This is a genomic window from Corynebacterium sp. NML130628 (assembly GCF_001875665.1).
Classification (GTDB): Bacteria; Actinomycetota; Actinomycetes; order Mycobacteriales; family Mycobacteriaceae; genus Corynebacterium.
In genome coordinates this window covers 12,491-29,693 of sequence record NZ_MLAL01000001.1, presented here as the reverse complement: position 1 = coordinate 29,693, position 17,203 = coordinate 12,491, and the positions used below count along the sequence as shown (strand labels likewise).

At 58.9% G+C, this 17,203-nt stretch carries 13 protein-coding genes, 2 pseudogenes and 1 CRISPR repeat array; of the genes and pseudogenes, 9 read left to right on the top strand and 6 right to left on the bottom strand.

Features of this window, described 5'->3' with window-relative positions:
- Positions 1-120 precede the first annotated feature (120 nt).
- Positions 121-351 (top strand): annotated as a pseudogene (locus BJP07_RS11105) (TOBE domain-containing protein); the annotation flags it as partial.
- 1,039 nt (positions 352-1,390) lie between these two features.
- Here BJP07_RS11105 and BJP07_RS10895 read toward each other — a convergent pair.
- From BJP07_RS10895 to BJP07_RS00110, 4 genes and pseudogenes are all read right to left on the bottom strand, one after another.
- Positions 1,391-1,648: a hypothetical protein gene (locus BJP07_RS10895; RefSeq protein ID WP_143109607.1), complete on the bottom strand. Its 258-nt coding sequence runs from the start codon at positions 1,646-1,648 to the stop codon at positions 1,391-1,393.
- 224 nt (positions 1,649-1,872) lie between these two features.
- Entirely contained in the window at positions 1,873-2,130 is a 258-nt protein-coding gene (locus tag BJP07_RS00125) for a hypothetical protein (protein ID WP_143109606.1), read from the bottom strand.
- A complete protein-coding gene (locus BJP07_RS00120; RefSeq protein WP_255365861.1) occupies positions 2,123-2,896 on the bottom strand; it encodes a toxin glutamine deamidase domain-containing protein in 774 nt (257 codons plus the stop codon). Before BJP07_RS00120 ends, BJP07_RS00125 begins: the two co-directional genes overlap by 8 nt.
- A 197-nt stretch (positions 2,897-3,093) precedes the next feature.
- A pseudogene (locus BJP07_RS00110) lies at positions 3,094-3,858 on the bottom strand (phage minor capsid protein); the annotation flags it as partial.
- Between the two features lie 70 nt (positions 3,859-3,928).
- Positions 3,929-5,812: direct repeats of the CRISPR family, unit length 28 nt; unit sequence GGCTCATCCCCGCGAGCGCGGGGAGCAC.
- Between the two features lie 187 nt (positions 5,813-5,999).
- Between BJP07_RS00110 and BJP07_RS00105 the strand changes: the two are divergent.
- The 8 genes from BJP07_RS00105 to cas2e are packed head-to-tail and all read left to right on the top strand — an operon-like array spanning position 6,000 to position 15,048.
- A complete protein-coding gene (locus BJP07_RS00105) occupies positions 6,000-8,786 on the top strand; it encodes a CRISPR-associated helicase/endonuclease Cas3 (RefSeq protein WP_071565492.1) in 2,787 nt (928 codons plus the stop codon).
- A gap of 58 nt (positions 8,787-8,844) precedes the next feature.
- On the top strand, positions 8,845-10,548 hold the full coding sequence (gene casA / locus BJP07_RS00100) for a type I-E CRISPR-associated protein Cse1/CasA (protein ID WP_071565491.1): 1,704 nt from the start codon (positions 8,845-8,847) through the stop codon (positions 10,546-10,548).
- Entirely contained in the window at positions 10,541-11,170 is a 630-nt protein-coding gene (gene casB, locus BJP07_RS00095) for a type I-E CRISPR-associated protein Cse2/CasB (RefSeq protein WP_071565490.1), read from the top strand. The genes casA and casB overlap by 8 nt, the downstream gene beginning before the upstream one ends.
- Positions 11,171-11,194: 24 nt before the next feature.
- Entirely contained in the window at positions 11,195-12,325 is a 1,131-nt protein-coding gene (cas7e, locus tag BJP07_RS00090; RefSeq protein ID WP_071565489.1) for a type I-E CRISPR-associated protein Cas7/Cse4/CasC, read from the top strand.
- Entirely contained in the window at positions 12,322-13,044 is a 723-nt protein-coding gene (cas5e, locus tag BJP07_RS00085) for a type I-E CRISPR-associated protein Cas5/CasD (RefSeq protein WP_071565488.1), read from the top strand. The genes cas7e and cas5e overlap by 4 nt, the downstream gene beginning before the upstream one ends.
- The gene (gene cas6e, locus BJP07_RS00080; RefSeq protein ID WP_071565487.1) at positions 13,041-13,748 is read left to right on the top strand and encodes a type I-E CRISPR-associated protein Cas6/Cse3/CasE; all 708 of its coding nucleotides are present in this window, start codon (positions 13,041-13,043) and stop codon (positions 13,746-13,748) included. Before cas5e ends, cas6e begins: the two co-directional genes overlap by 4 nt.
- Before the next feature lie 8 nt (positions 13,749-13,756).
- The gene (cas1e, locus tag BJP07_RS00075; protein WP_071565486.1) at positions 13,757-14,695 is read left to right on the top strand and encodes a type I-E CRISPR-associated endonuclease Cas1e; all 939 of its coding nucleotides are present in this window, start codon (positions 13,757-13,759) and stop codon (positions 14,693-14,695) included.
- A complete protein-coding gene (gene cas2e / locus BJP07_RS00070) occupies positions 14,692-15,048 on the top strand; it encodes a type I-E CRISPR-associated endoribonuclease Cas2e (RefSeq protein WP_071565485.1) in 357 nt (118 codons plus the stop codon). Before cas1e ends, cas2e begins: the two co-directional genes overlap by 4 nt.
- A 732-nt stretch (positions 15,049-15,780) precedes the next feature.
- On the opposite strand, the gene BJP07_RS00065 is transcribed toward cas2e, so the two are convergent.
- Both BJP07_RS00065 and BJP07_RS00060 read right to left on the bottom strand, forming a co-directional pair.
- Positions 15,781-16,323, bottom strand: coding sequence for a GNAT family N-acetyltransferase (locus BJP07_RS00065; RefSeq protein ID WP_071565484.1), 543 nt, complete (start codon positions 16,321-16,323; stop codon positions 15,781-15,783).
- Positions 16,320-16,940, bottom strand: a complete 621-nt coding sequence (locus BJP07_RS00060) for a Panacea domain-containing protein (protein WP_071565483.1) — start codon at positions 16,938-16,940, stop codon at positions 16,320-16,322. Before BJP07_RS00060 ends, BJP07_RS00065 begins: the two co-directional genes overlap by 4 nt.
- Positions 16,941-17,203 lie beyond the last annotated feature (263 nt).

The following is a 17,203-nucleotide window of genomic DNA, read 5'->3' as shown; positions in this document are numbered from 1 at the left end:
AAGGTTCGCGGCTTCACGCCGGTACTCCGGCGTGTACTTCTTGCGCTGTTGACTCACAATGAACATCCTCTCCTACGGACACAAGATCCGCACAAATAGGGTGTCCACTAAACGAGGGTAACCTCAACCGCCACACCCACCGGCCAACAAGCCCGCCACCTCACCGACAACATCGGCCAAGTCACCCGCAACGTCTACATGGGGGAGTACCAGGAAGTTGGCATTGAAACGTCCTACGGCCGGATCGTGCTGCACTGCGACCCCGACACCCCACTCGCGTACGCAGCGCTCGGCGACGAAGTCCACATCCACCTCGACCCCGCCAAAATGTGGTGCACCCGGGCAGGGTAGAGGGCTGTGGGGGAGCGGGGAACTCGATTGTCGGCGGAGTTTTTTAGGAGCCCCTCGGAGGACAAGTAGTGTTCAAAAGCTGATTCGGAATTTCGTGAACAGAATTGCACCTTTTGTGACACGCACCACTCTTCTCGACGCCCACTTCGTCCCCACCACACCAACCGGGTACCATGGAACGCGGTCAGTCACCATTGCCTGTCACATTGCATGTCTCTGATGACAGCAACAGCGTGACGACCTCCTTTCGGGTCTGGTGGGGCCCGAAACTAAAGGGCCTGGTGGGGCCCATGGTGGGGCAGCCCGCGCAGTACTTCGGTACGGCGCGGGCTGTTTTGGTTGGTGGGGTTGGTTACAGGGTTTAGGGTTCGCGGTTTCCGGTTTTCGGCTTCCTGCTGTCCGGGCTGCATCCCGGTCGGCTCGAGGGGCAGCCCCCTCCCATCCCAGAATTGTTCCCCGGACCAGCGGGTATCTTGGGAGCTTTCTTTGTGGACAGGCGTCGCGACCTGGGCAAATGCCATGGCTAGTCGACCGGAGGGGGAACGGGCCTGGAAACCGAAATGGTTCCCGAGCGCGGGAACCATTTGCATTGGGGCAGTGGTGCGCATTGGATATGAAACGGGAAAACGCCCATACTTATAGGTCACAGGTCCTCACGAAAGTGGGGGCCTGCCCTTTTTGTTGAGGTAGTCGAGCCGAGGCTGCTGGCACTCCCGGAAGTATCGACCGATCAGGGGCGGCCCCTACAACCAACTAATTTTGATCCGAGTAGAAACGCGTCGGTGGATTATGGTCGATTAAACAACGGGGCTTTTCTTTGAGAGAGTAGTGCTGACTGTATTCTCCCAGCGTTTGACGAGCTACTGCAAGAAATACATGTCTTCTTACCTGTCCAAGGAGTAGACAACTCCACAAACATGAGAACCACCACTTGAACACGTATTACGTCGAAGCTCAACGGAACGATCCGTGCTTTCCATAGGCAACTGACAGACCCCGCGGTTCCGATGTCACCGACTCCAGCAGGCAACTTCGCGGTTCATCCCCGCCTGTGTAGAGGGCACCACGACGCCAGCGCCCACTCGCCGACCTCCAGGTTCACCGACGCGCTACCTAACAACTGCAGTTCCCCACCCGGTGTAACAATCACCGCACTGTCCCCATCGTTCGCGGATTCTCCCGGGAATACAACCACAGAGCCGTCGTCACATACGCCAACTTCTCTACCCCAATCATGTGATGGGTAGGTGGACTTCACCACGTTAAACGCCATGGTGGCAGCATCTTTAATCGACACCGATAACTCCTAGCAATTCGTCGGTTGGATAACGTCGGCCACTCGTATCACCTCTAGGCTTCCGCGAACTAGCGGCTCATCCCCGCATGCGCGGGGAACACTACGTTTTCGTCTGACAATTTTTCCTCCTTGGGGTTAGGGTGTTCCACGCCTTGGTGGCAACACACCCATTGTCAGACTTTCGCCGTGGCGTTCAGTTCAGGCGTTCGCGGCCAATGGAGATTCTACCCGTCCACAGACACCCACGTAAGGTCGGCATCGTCAGTATCCAAATACCAGGCTGGCCAGCTCAGCGGCGACGACGACAAATGCTGAACCTCGCCGTTCTCAACCAGCGCCGGGGCAAGGCCCACTACGGCAAACTCTCCCCGCCGCCGCTCCGGGATTACCAGAACTTGGTCGCCGTTCACACAGACTGTGCTTTTCCACTCGCCCCCCAATTCATTGCGTACAACGGCAAGCGCCTCCGCCGGGCTAGTCAACGCCAATCACTCCTAAAATTTCGTCCGTCGGCACTAGGTCGTCGGTGCGCAGCATTGTGAGCGACCCGTTCACCATTCTTGATAAGTATAAGTCTTGGTCAATAAAGCCTTGACGTGTCTGGGCCTCAAACCAGTGTATTTTCCCGTCCCTCTTTTCCCAGTTCCAAATGTGCCCAACGTTTGCCTTGTCCCACACGCACATGGCTACACCTCGTGCCCCGTCCGGGGCAAAGTGCTCCATGTCCCTAATGGTTTGAGCGTTCTTACCGCCTTTCCCTAGCGCTTCCCTGGCGGCGTATGGCATACGGACTTTGCCGTCAGTGGTACGCCAGGCGGATTGCAGGCCATAGTGCCCCAAGGTAAGGCGTTGATTACTTTGTTTGGCGGCCTTGATTACGGCCAGTACAGCGGGGTCGCTCCGCCTAGCAGGCGGGTCGTAAGCAGTACTGCCCGCTGTGATGTCGTAGCCCCGCATTCTTAGCTCCACAGTGTGCGCAACGCGCATGCAGTTCTCACTGTACCCGGGCTTTCCAAACCATGGGTTGGCTGTCGCGGTGATGTCTGCCATGCTCACAGACTTTGGCATACGCGGAACCTCACTAAGCGAGTTGTACCTACGCGGCATACCGGTGTTAATGAACGGTAGCATGGTGTAGGTCTTTGCGAGCTCTTGCTGGGCACGCTCGTAGTGCACCTTGCTCTTCGAGCGCTGTACTGGTGGCCCCTGTACGCGGCCCTCCCGCTTGAGCAGGTCGGCGACGGACACGCCACCGCCGTTAGCGCGCCTGTTTCTACGCGGTGTGCGCGGAGAGGTCGGCGCTGGTTTCGGTATCGAGGGTAGAGCTCCCTTGTTCCCGCTCCTAATCTTTCCCGGTCGTAGCGGCGCACCAGAAACTTGTTGGCCTTGATGTGGTCACGCTGCGCCCGCTGCCACGCCTTGACCTTGCGCGCCGCGAGTTGCTTATCTTGCGGGGTGAGGGCTACAGATTGGCGTTTCTTCCAGTGGCGTATGTGCCGTTCAATCTGGCGTTGACGCTGTAATGCTTGGTACTCCTGCTCGTTTTCTTCCTCCCCCGGTTTATCGGGCGTCGGCACCTCAGCCCCGGACACCTACGGGGCTTCCGAGTGGCGACAGTTCACGTGCTTGTACCCGGCTTCGATTGCTTCCTGCATGGTTGCTTTGACGGTGACAACTTCGTTCTTGCCCGTGATGGGTGACATCATTACGCGGGTGCCTGCCTGCCCGTCCAGGGCCAGTAGCTCACCCTGGAATGGGTAACACCACGGGTGACTAGCCGCGTGTGTAGACACCCGCACAAGCTCCACCGCCGCGCCACGCCACCCCTGCATATGCCCCTCCATAAGCGCCCGCATACGGCCCGTACGCACCGCCATATCCGTGTAGGTGTCAATGCCCCATCTGCGCCCGTTCACGTCCCGAAATGCGGTTATTCCACGGTCAGCAAACCTGTTGAGGGCGCGCTGTACCGCCCCCGTATTCGACTCCCCGGAAAACATGGCGGTAGTCAACGCGGCCTGCACCGTCTGCTGATACATGTCGGCCACGGCACGCAAAATCTGGGTGTGCTGTGACACTACCTTTTCAGTCGTGGCGGTGGCGATAGCGTTTGCGGCGTTCACCTCAACCACGACCGGGACCGGGGCACCGGCCTGCCTGTATACCTCAGCTACCGCCTGCGCGAACTCGGACTCAATCGCCTCTAGCATGTGGGAGGTGATGTTGCGCTGCATCACGCCGAGCTTGGTGGTGGCTATCTGTATGAGCTGTTGGAGCTGGGGCTCATCCCCGCGAGCGCGGGGAGCACTGCCATCCGTGGTGGCGCATGTCCTCGATTTTGGGCTCATCCCCGCGAGCGCGGGGAGCACCGCTGAAGTGGGCGCTGCAAGACTCACAGGAACGGCTCATCCCCGCGAGCGCGGGGAGCACATCCATAACAGCGCCGGGGGACACAGCAGACGGGGCTCATCCCCGCGAGCGCGGGGAGCACCCACCATTCACGCTAATTCCCGGTCCAAATTGCGGCTCATCCCCGCGAGCGCGGGGAGCACAGACTGAGTTCCTCTCGAGTTTCTTCGAGGCAGGGCTCATCCCCGCGAGCGCGGGGAGCACTAGCCTTGTCTTTTGTCTCAATCGCGTCGATCGGGCTCATCCCCGCGAGCGCGGGGAGCACCTATCCCCGATGATCTTTCTCGAGTGAAGCTGCGGCTCATCCCCGCGAGCGCGGGGAGCACTCCAGAGCTCGCCGAGCCATTCAGGCGCGCGAGGGCTCATCCCCGCGAGCGCGGGGAGCACTTAACGAATCAAGCGCCCCATTCGAGGGGGCGCGGCTCATCCCCGCGAGCGCGGGGAGCACTGTCTGACAAAATCGTAAAGGCTGAAGCCGCCCGGCTCATCCCCGCGAGCGCGGGGAGCACTCAAACTGACGCTTAGTGTTCCGGATAAAATCGGGCTCATCCCCGCGAGCGCGGGGAGCACACGGTGGTACTGCAAGTGAGATGGCGCGCCTTAGGCTCATCCCCGCGAGCGCGGGGAGCACGCGGCGAATCCGTAGACGGTTTGTTCGAGGTTGGGCTCATCCCCGCGAGCGCGGGGAGCACTGGGCTGGCAAACCAATCACACGTAACATTGACGGCTCATCCCCGCGAGCGCGGGGAGCACCGGCGGTTTCCGCCGCGCTGTAAGTGCGGGCCGGGCTCATCCCCGCGAGCGCGGGGAGCACTTTCCTGTTAGGCTGTGGTTGTCGCCCCGGTTGGGCTCATCCCCGCGAGCGCGGGGAGCACCAGTTCTTTAAGGTACTTCCCAATCTCATTTACGGCTCATCCCCGCGAGCGCGGGGAGCACGTTGGTGTATGCGATTTCGCGCACGCCGCGGCGGGCTCATCCCCGCGAGCGCGGGGAGCACAGGTCACACCCCACATCGCCCGGGTTAGTGTCCGGCTCATCCCCGCGAGCGCGGGGAGCACTGCAAACACAGTGTTTAACGCCGATATGTCTAGGGCTCATCCCCGCGAGCGCGGGGAGCACTCCTGGTCGAATTCCACCTCGTGGATTTCCGGGGGCTCATCCCCGCGAGCGCGGGGAGCACCCTCCCATGTGCGCCAAACAGCAGTGGGCACAGGGCTCATCCCCGCGAGCGCGGGGAGCACCGGCCGGCCACCCCAGGGAGGGGGGTAAATCACGGCTCATCCCCGCGAGCGCGGGGAGCACTTTCAGTGTGTAGTGGCTTAGTTGTGTAGCGCGGGCTCATCCCCGCGAGCGCGGGGAGCACCTGTCTGGTGCGGTGGGGACGATGCAGGCGGGGGGCTCATCCCCGCGAGCGCGGGGAGCACTCCATCAGGTCGGCTCGTGTCAACGGGGCGGGCGGCTCATCCCCGCGAGCGCGGGGAGCACCAGCTACAGCCCACACGGTAATGATATTCGTCAGGCTCATCCCCGCGAGCGCGGGGAGCACGCGCGAGCAGGGGTGATCGCGTGCATTTCAGAGGGCTCATCCCCGCGAGCGCGGGGAGCACGCTTTACCAACGTTGCTCATTTTGTGTTCTCCGGGCTCATCCCCGCGAGCGCGGGGAGCACACTTGCTGAGCTGCAAGTTTTGGAGCCTGTACCGTATTCTACATACGACTTGCGATCGAAACATAACCCCGCCGACGCGGGGAGTACTATCAGCCCCAATCCCACAAGGGCTCATCCCTGCTTACGCTGGGCTGATCTCAAATCTAATACCGCAGGAAGCAACGACCAAACAACGAACCCGCCATAAACCCTAACTTGTGTGATTGGGTTTAGGGTTGCAGCGATACGGAAAGCTTGCTATAACTTGAAGCAACATCGACAAAAGGATTAAAACATGAGACCCGGACACGAACTGCCCAGAAGCACGATCGGAACAGCTCAGCTGTTCGAAAAGTGGGTCTCGCAACGCTCCCCGCAGGCGCGCTCCCTTTGGGCTAAGTCCGGCGATGACACTGGCCACCTTTCAGTTCCCCAGCATCTCGTAGATGCAGCATGTTCGGCGGCTGCAGTGTTCGACGTATGGGTCGCCGATAACATCAAACACGGAATCGCGGGACACCTAGATATCTCCGTCGATGAGCTGCGCACTTTCTACATTTGGCTCGCTGGTACTCACGACACGGGGAAGATTACGCGCGCTTTCCAGACCCAACTGCAGAACCGAGCTGGGTACGAGCACATTATCAATGCCATTATCGATGCCGGTCTTGACCTTGAGCAGGACGACGTCGCAAAGATGCCGCACGGCAGGAGTTCGGGAGCCATTCTGAGGCGCTGGTTAGAAGAACACGGCATGCCGCGGACGATGGCTACTTGGGTTGGGTCGATAGGGGACGCGCACCACGGAGTGGCGTCGACAGGCAAAGAGAAGTCGGACATCGAGGCTGTCCTCGAGGAGTACCCAGCACGATGGCTCAGCGTTCAAAACGAGATCGTCAGCGAAATGACGACGACGCTGCACGCACAACCGGTCCTAGACAAAATCGGAAAGATCGAATACCCAGAAGCGGGGGTTGCACAGTTCCTGACTGGCTTGGTGGTCATCGCGGACTGGATTGCGTCGAACGCTGAGGCGTTTCCGATGGTCGTCTATAAGGGGCAGGTCGAAAGGCTGCGAGCGGGAATGGCGCGGACCGACCTCACGGCTCCATGGCATCCAGCTAAACCGATCACGGACATCGACGAGCTATATCGAGCATCATTCGGCTGGCCCCAGCAGTTCAATGCTCGCAACGTGCAACGCGCACTCGCTGAGGCTGCCCGGCGTGCAACTAGACCCACGCTGTTCATCCTTGAGGCGGAGACTGGCGTCGGCAAGACTGAGGCGGCACTTGCCGCAGCGCACATCATCGCTGACCAAACTGGCGCACAGGGCATTTATTTCGCCGCACCCACTATGGCCACTGCGAACGGGCTGCTGGAGCGAACCATCGACTGGGCGCGCAACACCTCAGGGGTTGGCACTGTCACCTCGCTGTACCTCGCGCACTCCAAAAACCAGCTCTCACGAGCAGCGATGAGCCTGCCTCGCGGAATCGCCGAAGACGAAACATCGAACCGCGGTGATGTGGTCGCGAGCAGCTGGATGCGGGGGAGACGTCGCGGTCTCCTCTCCAACATTGTCGTTGGCACTATTGACCAAGTCTTAATGATGGCGCTCATGCAGCGCTATTCGATGCTGCGTCACGCGGCTCTCGCCGGAAAGATCATTATTTTCGACGAGGTCCATGCGTACGACACTTACACCTCCGAATACCTCGAAACCACACTTGAGTGGCTCGCATACTACGGCGCAAGTGTCATCATGATGTCGGCGACGCTGCCAGCCCAGCGACGAGCCTCGCTCATCGAGGCGTACACGGGGGTAGCTCCCGAGAACGCACCGGGCGGCTACCCGCTGATTACTGTCGCTGACGAGTCAGCAACGACATACATCACACCGCCCCCAAATCCAACCAACATGGTGGCCAGCATCGAGCACATCGATGACTCACTCGACACTCTTCGGGGCACGCTCGACAACCTGCTTATCGACGGCGGCTGCGCCCTCATCATCTGCAACACCATTGCCCGCGCTCAAGACACGTACCGAGAGCTCAAAACCCAGTATGCGGACGACATCGAACTGCACCACGCCGGCTTCATCGCCTGGGAACGTTCCCAAAAGGAAGACGCACTCCGGGAACAACTAGGCCCGCACGCGCGACGTGGCGCAGGTCGCCCATACCGCAAGGTTGTTGTTGCGACCCAAGTCGCCGAGCAGAGCTTGGACATCGACGCCGACGTACTGATCACCGACATCGCGCCAATGGACCTCGTCGTACAGCGTGCTGGTCGTCTCCAGCGTCACATCCGCCCGGCCGATGACCGGCCACCCCTGCTACAGGATCCGAAGATCTTTATCCGCGGCGTGCTCTCGCCCCTGCCGACTCCAGAATTCGACGGTGGTGCGATGGCCATTTACGACCCCCGGATCCTTCTTTCCACACTGCTCCACCTCCCCACGACGTTCCGTCGCCCGGACGACATTGAAGCGCTCGTTCAATCCACATATGACCTGGACACGACAGTAGTGCCCGATGAGATGCAGCAAATCTGGGCAGAAGCCGCTGGCGTAAGTCGACTAAGGCAACACAACGCGCGCGAACGTTCGAAATCTTTCCGTACACCTTCTCCGTTTCATGCTGCGAGGCTCATTGAGTTCTTCGAAAACAAAGATGCAGCGGTGAACCTCAACAGGGAAGAAGCCGGTGCAGCGCAGGTTCGCGATGCAGAGCCCACCGTCGAAGTGATCCCGATTATCGAGACTGACTACGGGTACCGGCTATGGGGCGTCGATAAAGAAGTGCTTGCCGACGCTGAGCCGGACTACCAGACAGCGTTCCAACTCGCGTCAAGCACTGTACGACTCCCGGCGCGCATGACGCGGTATAACGACGACTTCAACGTCGTTATGGACGCGCTCGAGGAAAATACCCCCGTCAGCTGGAGCAAGCACTACCTACTCAACGGCCAACTCGCACTACCCCTCGACGAGGGCGGCGAAACAAGCATTGGACGGTTCCTTGTGCGCTACAGCAGCGAACTCGGAATCGAGGTTTCGTTCGAAAGGGGTGAGTAGCGGTGTCCCCTCCGCCCGCTACGCTTAGTCATACGAACAACAATGAGAGAAAGGAGTGATGAACGTGACATTCAACCTCGTACATGAACCGTGGATCTGCATCACAACGGCAGACGGCGACAAAGTCCTCAGCTTGTGGCAGATTTTCGACGGCACCGAGCAGCCACTCAGCGTCGTCGGCGACTCTCCGACCCAGGACTACGCGGTGCTCCGCGTGCTGCTTGCCATTTACTGGCGGGCGCACCACCATCACCTCAAGAGTTCAGTACCCACCGGCCGACGAGACCGGAGCTTCCGCTGGGATTCCTGGTTCCAGGAACAGCGCAACCAGGCGAGACAGCACCAGCGCGATGACATCGTTCTCGCTTACCTAAAAGAATACGAACACCGCTTCAATCTGATCGACGATGAAGTGCCGTTCATGCAGGTAGCAACCCTGCACACTAGCAAGAATACGCATTCGCCTATCTCGCGAATCCTGCCAGACGCTGAGGCAGACTTCTTCACCATGCGTACTGGCGCAGGGCGCGCCTCCGTCTCGTTCCCAGAGGCAGCCAGGTGGCTGATCCACCAGCACGCCTACGACTACTCAGGCATCAAATCTGGCGCTGTTGATGACCCGCGCGCCAGCGGTGGCAAAGGATACCCAATCGGCACCGGGTGGACTGGCATGACTGGTGGGACCGTTGTCCGCGGTGAAACGCTACAAGAAACGCTGGTGCTCAATACGGTAAAGGAAGCAGTAGACCCGACGGCCACGGAAGATACACCGATCTGGGAACGCGATCCCGATACCCCTAGCCAGCGACTGTTCGACCCAAGTGCGCCCAAGGAAGGCGTGATGCCGAACGGTCCCGCTGACTTAGCAACCTGGCAAACCCGACGAATCCGCCTCTTCCCAGAGGGAGACCGCGTCACCGGAGTGCTCGTCTGCAATGGTGACCGCATCCCAGACGCGGGAAAGAACGTTTTCGGCGACCCGATGACGCCGTATCGGTACAGTCCGAATCAGAGTAAGAAGAATCTCACTGCGTACTACCCGAAGCCGTACGATTCAGAACGCACCGTGTGGAACTCGCTTGATGCGCTCCTTGTCAGCGAAGACGACGCCGGGTTTGGCGGAAAGAACTTGGCGCCAATCAAGCCGGCAACGCTCTCAAACCTAGCGGAGATCGCCGACGTGACCGGGGTGCAAGAACTGCTCGACATCGCCATTGTGTCCATGGAGTATGGGCCTCAAAGCTCGTCTGTCGGCACTGTAATCAGCGGGGAAATCGGACTGCCCCTCTATCTGCTGCAGAACAACGAGTACTCCACCACCGACCGGCAACGTGTGCGTGCTGCCGCCCAAGCGGTGCGCGACACCGCGGTTTGCCTCGGCTGGTTTGAAGGACAGCTTGCTGTCGCGGCAGGTGGGGAATACAGCTTCGGATCCAAGTCGGCCGATCGGCTCTATGCTCTTCTCGAACCCGAATTCATGACGTGGCTCCGAAACCTCAACATCGACGACGTAGCCGCCGAGTGTATGCGCTGGCAGGAGCTTGTCCGGGATAGCGCACTCGAGCTCGCTGCGGAACTCGTCCGAGGGGCCGGCCCCAAAGCGATGATCGGCCGACTCGACAGCACCGAAGATGGCAAAGGCCGTGTAATCAACGCCGGTTCCATCCATAACCAGCTTCTTCGGAAACTCCGTGACGCGCTTCCACTGCTTGCGCAGCGAAACGCCGAACGCACATCACAACAGGGAGAAAACGATGACTAAACCCACCCTCCGCGCCGCAGTAGGGGCAACGGCGACGCGGCTACAGAAGCACTATCTAGAGCAAGCCCATACCGCTTCAGGAGCTAGTGCCCGTGGCTCACTTGCCGACCTGCGCAAATACGCCTCAATAGGGTTGGAACATAACCCGCTCGCCCTCCAAGACGTACTCATGCTGCTGCAGCCGGAACTCAGCGACCAAGAACTGGGAAAGTCGGATCAGCCCTCCCCAAGCGAATACGCAGCGTTCTACGCACTCGCCCTTTTCGGAGTCCACATGCAGAGCGCACGCACACCGGCGCACAAGCAGGGAGGTTCGTTCGCGCTCGCATGTGGGCAGCTCTACAGAAAGACTGAGTCCAACTCAATAAAGCAGCGCTTCGACGCGATGCAGGTAGCTCTGGATTTCCCATCGCGGATCACCCACCTGCGTTCACTCGTCAACCTGCTTCGTTCTCAAGACTTGCCGTTTGATTACGGGCAATTCGCTGGAGATCTCCGATCGCTCCAAAACCCGAAGCACCGAGACGGCGTTTTGCTGCGGTGGGGGAGAGACTTCGCCATCGGAACACTCCGGCCCTCTGCCCAGGCAGAAGCACAAGAAATCGACAACACAATCCATTAATTTCAACTTTTCGAAAGGACCATCATGTCCCTCATCATCGACATCCACGCTCTTCAGACAGTCCCGCCTTCACTCATCAACCGCGATGACACCGGCGCGCCTAAGACAGCTGTATTCGGAGGCGTCCCACGCCAGCGCGTCTCCTCACAGTCCTGGAAGCGCGCAATCCGCAAATACTTCGCCGAGCACTTCGACCCAGAATGCGTCGGTGATCGCTCCAAGCGCCTTCCAGAGAAGATTGCGAAGAAGCTCGTCAAAGTAGCCGACATCCCCGAGGAAGACGCCATCAAGCGCACGGAGCAGCTCTTCAACGCTGTGAAGATCAAAACGGTCGTTGAGAAGCCAAAAAAGGGTGACGACGCCGAGCACAACCCGTGGCCACAAACCACATACCTGATTTTCCTCAGCCCACAGCAAATCGATCGCGCTGTCCGCGAACTTGCGGAGCGCGACGGTCAGAAGTTCACGAAAGCCGAAGCTACCGCCATTCTGGATACCAACCACAGCGTGGACATGTCCATGTTTGGTCGCATGGTCGCGGACGACGCATCCTTCAACGTCGACGCAGCCGTCCAGGTAGCACACGCTATCGGCGTGCACGCATCTGCGCCCGAATTCGACTTCTACACCGCCGTCGACGACCTCGCGGAAGAAGGCGAAGAAACTGGTGCAGGAATGCTCGGCACCGTACAGATGATGTCCTCCAGCCTCTACCGCTACGCCACCATCAACGTCGACGGGCTCAAGAAAAACCTGGAGTCTGCCGATGCCGCAATTAAGGCTGTCGAGCAGTTCATCGAGGCATTCGTCGCGTCCATGCCAACCGGCAAGATCAATACTTTCGCCAACCAGACGCTTCCCGAGCTCGTCTTCGTCACTGTCCGCGATACCCGCCCAGTCTCCCTTGTCACTGCTTTTGAGGACGCAGTCACCGCAACCGAGCAACTCGACCGCCGCCACGTTGCCGCAGCACGTCTCGCCGCGGAAGCACGTGCAGTGCAGGATACCTACGGATTCGTACCTACCAGCCAGTATGTCCTCGGTCTTGGTGATATCGCCGCACCATTCGACGGCCTCGCGGAGCAGGTCACGCTCAAAGAACTGAGCGAGCGCGTCGCCGCTGACGTTGCCACCGCCCTAGGTGATGACGCATGAGTTCCTCCCTACTCCTCCTACTGAAAGGACCCCTCCAGTCATGGGGTGATGAGTCCCGGCACAAAATACGTGCGACTGCGCTCACACCGACGAAGTCCGGCATCATCGGCCTCATCGCTGCAGCGCAGGGGCGGCGTCGAACAGACTCGGTCGAAGACCTCACTCGCCTCCGGCTCGGAGTGCGCGTTGACCAGTCAGGCAGCCTACTGCGCGACTACCAAACAGCCCAGCCCTGGCTTACCGACCCGAACGCATCCGCGGAGCTCATCACCCGATATTTCCTCAGCGACGCTGCGTTCGTGGTAGCCGTCGAGTCAGACGACCGTGCACTGCTGGAAGGCATCGCGGAGGCGCTACGCGCTCCCGCATTTCCTCTGTTCATGGGCCGCAGGTCATGCCCGGTCCACCCGGGGCTCGTCATCGGTATCGTCGATACCGACGCGGAGACCGCGCTGCGCGAGCATCCGACTTGGTATGCAACAGCCCAGCACAAACGCGAAGCACCAAAACACGTCAACTTGGCGCTCTACCGGGACGCGGACGAGGCAGAACAAGGCGGAGTCCGTCGACAGGACGTGCCCATAAGCTTCGACCCACAGCACCGACGCTACGGGTGGCGCGACGTCTTGCGCGTAGAAGACGTCGCTATCGATAATCCGGATGGAACTGAATCGCTGGTGGACAGCGACGTTTTCTTCGAAACGGTGATCAAGGCATGAGCAATACATTCACAAGGATCCTCATCAATCCTGCCCGACGCCAGGGCAGGAAACTCCTCACCGACTCCCAAGCGATGCACGCTGCCGTACGCAGTGCGTTCCCGCCGGATCTCGATGAGACTGCAGGTCGGGTACTGTGGCGCGTCGATAGCCACGAACACACCCACGCGCTCTACATCGTAGGGCCCGAAAAACCAACCGCTGACTCCATCGTGGAACAGGCGGGGTGGGATACCCGACCAGCGAAGATCGCCGACTACAACCGCCTCCTCGACAGCCTCATGAAAGGGCAGCGCTGGCGGTTCGAACTCGTCGCCAACCCCACGTATAGCGAGTTTCAGCAAGGCAAAAGGGGCAAGGTCAAAGCGCATGTTTCCCCGCGTCACCAACTGGCATGGCTCCGTAAGAAGTCGCTAGCTCATGGGTTTGCGCTCGCACCAGGGCTCGATGACGAGGTTAGCGACGAAGAGCGCGCACGCTGGGACGCGTTTGAGGCACCTGCAGTCATTCAAAGCTGGACCGACGTATTCCACCGGAAGAAAGCCGACGGTACCAAAGGCCGACCCGTCCGGATTGCCAAGGCCCGCTTTGCCGGTGTCCTGGAAGTCACCGATGTCGAGGCTTTTCGACGCACTCTCACCCAAGGCATCGGACGTGGTCGAGGCTACGGCTGTGGGCTGCTGACATTGGCCTCTGCCAAATAGGAACGAACATGCCAACACCTCATGAACTGCCGATCACTCGCCGTGCACTCGCACGAATGAGTGACCGGCTTTCGTTTCTTTACGCAGAACGGTGCGTGGTCAACCGTGACGGCAACGCGTTGACGATCACCGACCAACGCGGCACCGCACACGTCCCCGCGACACAACTTGCAGTGCTCCTGCTCGGCCCCGGAACACGGATCACCTACGCCGCGATGGCACTCCTCGGCGACGCAGGCACCAGCACAGTCTGGGTCGGCGAGCGCGGAGTCCGGTACTACGCTTCCGGCCGCCCGCCCGCGAAGTCATCGCGGATGGCGCTGCTTCAGGCGGAAGTGGTAACGCACCAGCGCAAACGGCTTGACTGCGCCCGGAAAATGTACAGCCTCCGATTCCCAGGTGAGGACGTCTCCACCCTCACCATGGCGCAGCTGCGAGGCAGGGAAGGCGCCCGCATGAAACGCGTCTACGCCGCTGAAGCCGAACGAACCGGCGTGTACTGGGACAGACGAAGCTACGACCCGAACGACTTCGACTCCGGCACACCCATCAACCAAGCACTCACCGCGGCAAGCGCAGCACTATACGGTGTTGCACACGCCGTCGTCGCCGGACTTGGGTTCGTTCCCGCTCTCGGAGTCGTACACACTGGCACAGACCGCGCGTTCGTCTACGACATCGCGGACCTCTACAAAGCCGAGATCGCCATCCCCGCCGCGTTCGACGCAGTAGCTGAAGCCAAAGGGACCCCGCACATTGAAGTGCGACGGAAAGTGCGCGACGCCGTCGTCGAAAAGCGGCTGATGCAGCGCATGGTAAAAGACCTCCAATACGTCATGGATGTGCCCGAAGAAGAGCTCTACAGCGACGTCGAACTCATGCTATGGAGCGAACTCGAAGTCATCTCTGCAGGCGTCAACTGGGCAGAGGAAGAAGCACTGCAATGATGGTGCTCATCGTCACCGCATGCCCGGCTGGCCTGCGCGGCGACCTAACAAAATGGCTCATGGAACTCAGCCCCGGTGTCTTCGTGGGCACCCCATCAGCCCGCATTCGCGACCTACTCTGGGACCGCACCATCGAACTCTGCAAAGACGGCAGAGCACTGCTCGTCTACAGCTCAAACAACGAACAAGGCATGGAGTTCCGCGAACACCGGCACGCCTGGAAACCTACAGACTTCGACGGCATCACCCTCATGATGCGTGAGAACGCACGAGCACCAAAACGGCGTACCGGGTGGAGCAAGGCGCGACGGCAACGCATCGCATACGAGCGAGACAGGCGGACCCCGTCTTAGGTCGTGGCCGGTAGAAAATGCAGGGGTCTGAAATGGTTCCCGGGCACGGGAACCATTTTCGGTTTTAGGGCGGCTCACGTCGACCATCACTCCCGTTTCCCCAGGTGGTGACGCCTGTCCGCGAAGATTGTTCCCGTTTTCAAAATCCGCTGGGAACTTTCTCAGCCTGCACACTGTACCGGTCTTTCTGCATCAGATCCTCGATCAGGTCAAGGCACTCAAACTCAAACATCGTGGCCGACGAACACTGAAATGGTCGAGCGTAGAGGCTGACGAGCGGGGAGTGCTCATACATCTGCCCGGCTGCACGATCCCTGTCGTGTCTCGCTGGGTCTGCGTCCTCGGCCTAGACAAAGCCGGAGCGAATGAGTACGTCCTGCGTCTCCAATGTGACGCACCGAGAGCCTGATGGTGTTCCGGACGGCTCGCAAAGCTGTTGAATCAGATGTGCACCACGATATTCTCCGATTCACAACTACGCGGATCGTGGAGCTGATGTGCCGCCACGTGCCTGATGCGTTTACCTCACACGCGGCGAGGATCAACACACGTTGAAAGGCTACGAGCCGTACCGTCCGGATCTAAGGGATAAGGGCCTGGTGGCGGTGAGAGGGCTGTTTCATGGGGGTGAGCGCAGCGAGGGGTTTCGGTTGGTTTAATGGGGTGTGTCCTAGAATTCGCCTGACGTATATGTGCGAAATCACGAGTAATAGCAGCAGTCGTGAAAAAAGATCATAGAATTTCGTTGTTATCTTTTGCTTCAGACGAAAGCTTGGCCGCGTTAGATGTTTTCATGACCAACCGAGTGGGCTGGGCGTTCAAAGATCGAAATCCCACAGACTGATAAAAGGGCACAAGCGCATCCTTAAGAGCATCGACAACAAGTAAACGGACTCCAGCCTCAGCGGCAACCTTACTGATTTTGCCCAGAGCTTGAAGACACAGCCGTTTCCCATGTTTCTGACCTTGAAGTTCTGTTGCTAAACCCATTTTGGCCAAAAGAATTGCCGGAGCTTCGAATTCATCTCTTGAGCAATAAGTCTTGCGGAGAGATTTTGACTCCTCATCGAACTTGCAGACCACAGCAGTGTGGGAGAAAAAACCAACCATTTGACCTGCAGCATCGACACAAACGTGGGTGATGACCCTTTTGTTGGTGTGTTCCTGTGCCGATTTTTGATGAAACCAATCATCGATTTTCGGCTCGCCGGAGCTAAAGCTGTCTATTTTAGTCGTGTTGTTTCTCGGCTCCACGCGCGCCCAAGGAATAGTCATAGATCTGCGAGAATCGCGTCAATATCTTCGTCCGTAAAATCCATGTCAAAGGCTATGGCATCAGCTTCCGTGAACAGATAGACATTTGGTGGATATACCTGTCGATCTCGTGACCCTGGTTGCCTGTACCAGTACTGCATTTCCTGATCGCTGATCTTAATCTTATATCCGCCCTTGACATAGTTGTCCGACCAAGGGGCATCTTGATGTGACAAGTTGCGCAACTGGGTTGCCGATAGATCTCCAAACATATCCCAGATAGCGTCCAAAAAAGCCTTTACTGAGTCTGGCAGGCTAGGAGAGTCAAGCTTGGCATTGAACGCAACGGCGTCATCTGCAGCCACAATAATCTGTCGACCGAATTTCTTGAATTCATCGCGGATTTTGTCGATGATTGGCCCATGTTCGAAAGCGTGAACGTCCGAGTTAAAAAGTCGTTTTCCTGTGCCAGCTAGGTAGTTTGCCTGGGCGAAATACATCAGTTTGTGTAGCTTCATTTGCGTGACGTCTGGCTCCTTACGCTCGTCGTCAAGCGCGAGGAAATAGTCGCAAATTAGACGGGGATCTAAGTCGTAGTGAACATCGGAATCCCAGGCGTACAGAGTCTCTGCACTCATGATTTATCCTCCTTCCAGGGTGCTGATTGAGAGCATAATTCTTCTAAGTTTACGCTAAATTATACTTGAAATGCAGTGTTTGTGTGTGGGTAAAGCCTTGTTGGGTTCAGGGAAATCCCGCTATTCCACACAAGTTTGCTAATCTCGCTCCCGTCCGGCATGCTCTCCTTTGTTCCTACGACACTCGAACGTCATGACTGACTCCCGTTTACCTAAGGGCCATCGGCGTCGATGGCTAAAGCTGCCATCCCGCAAACCGATTT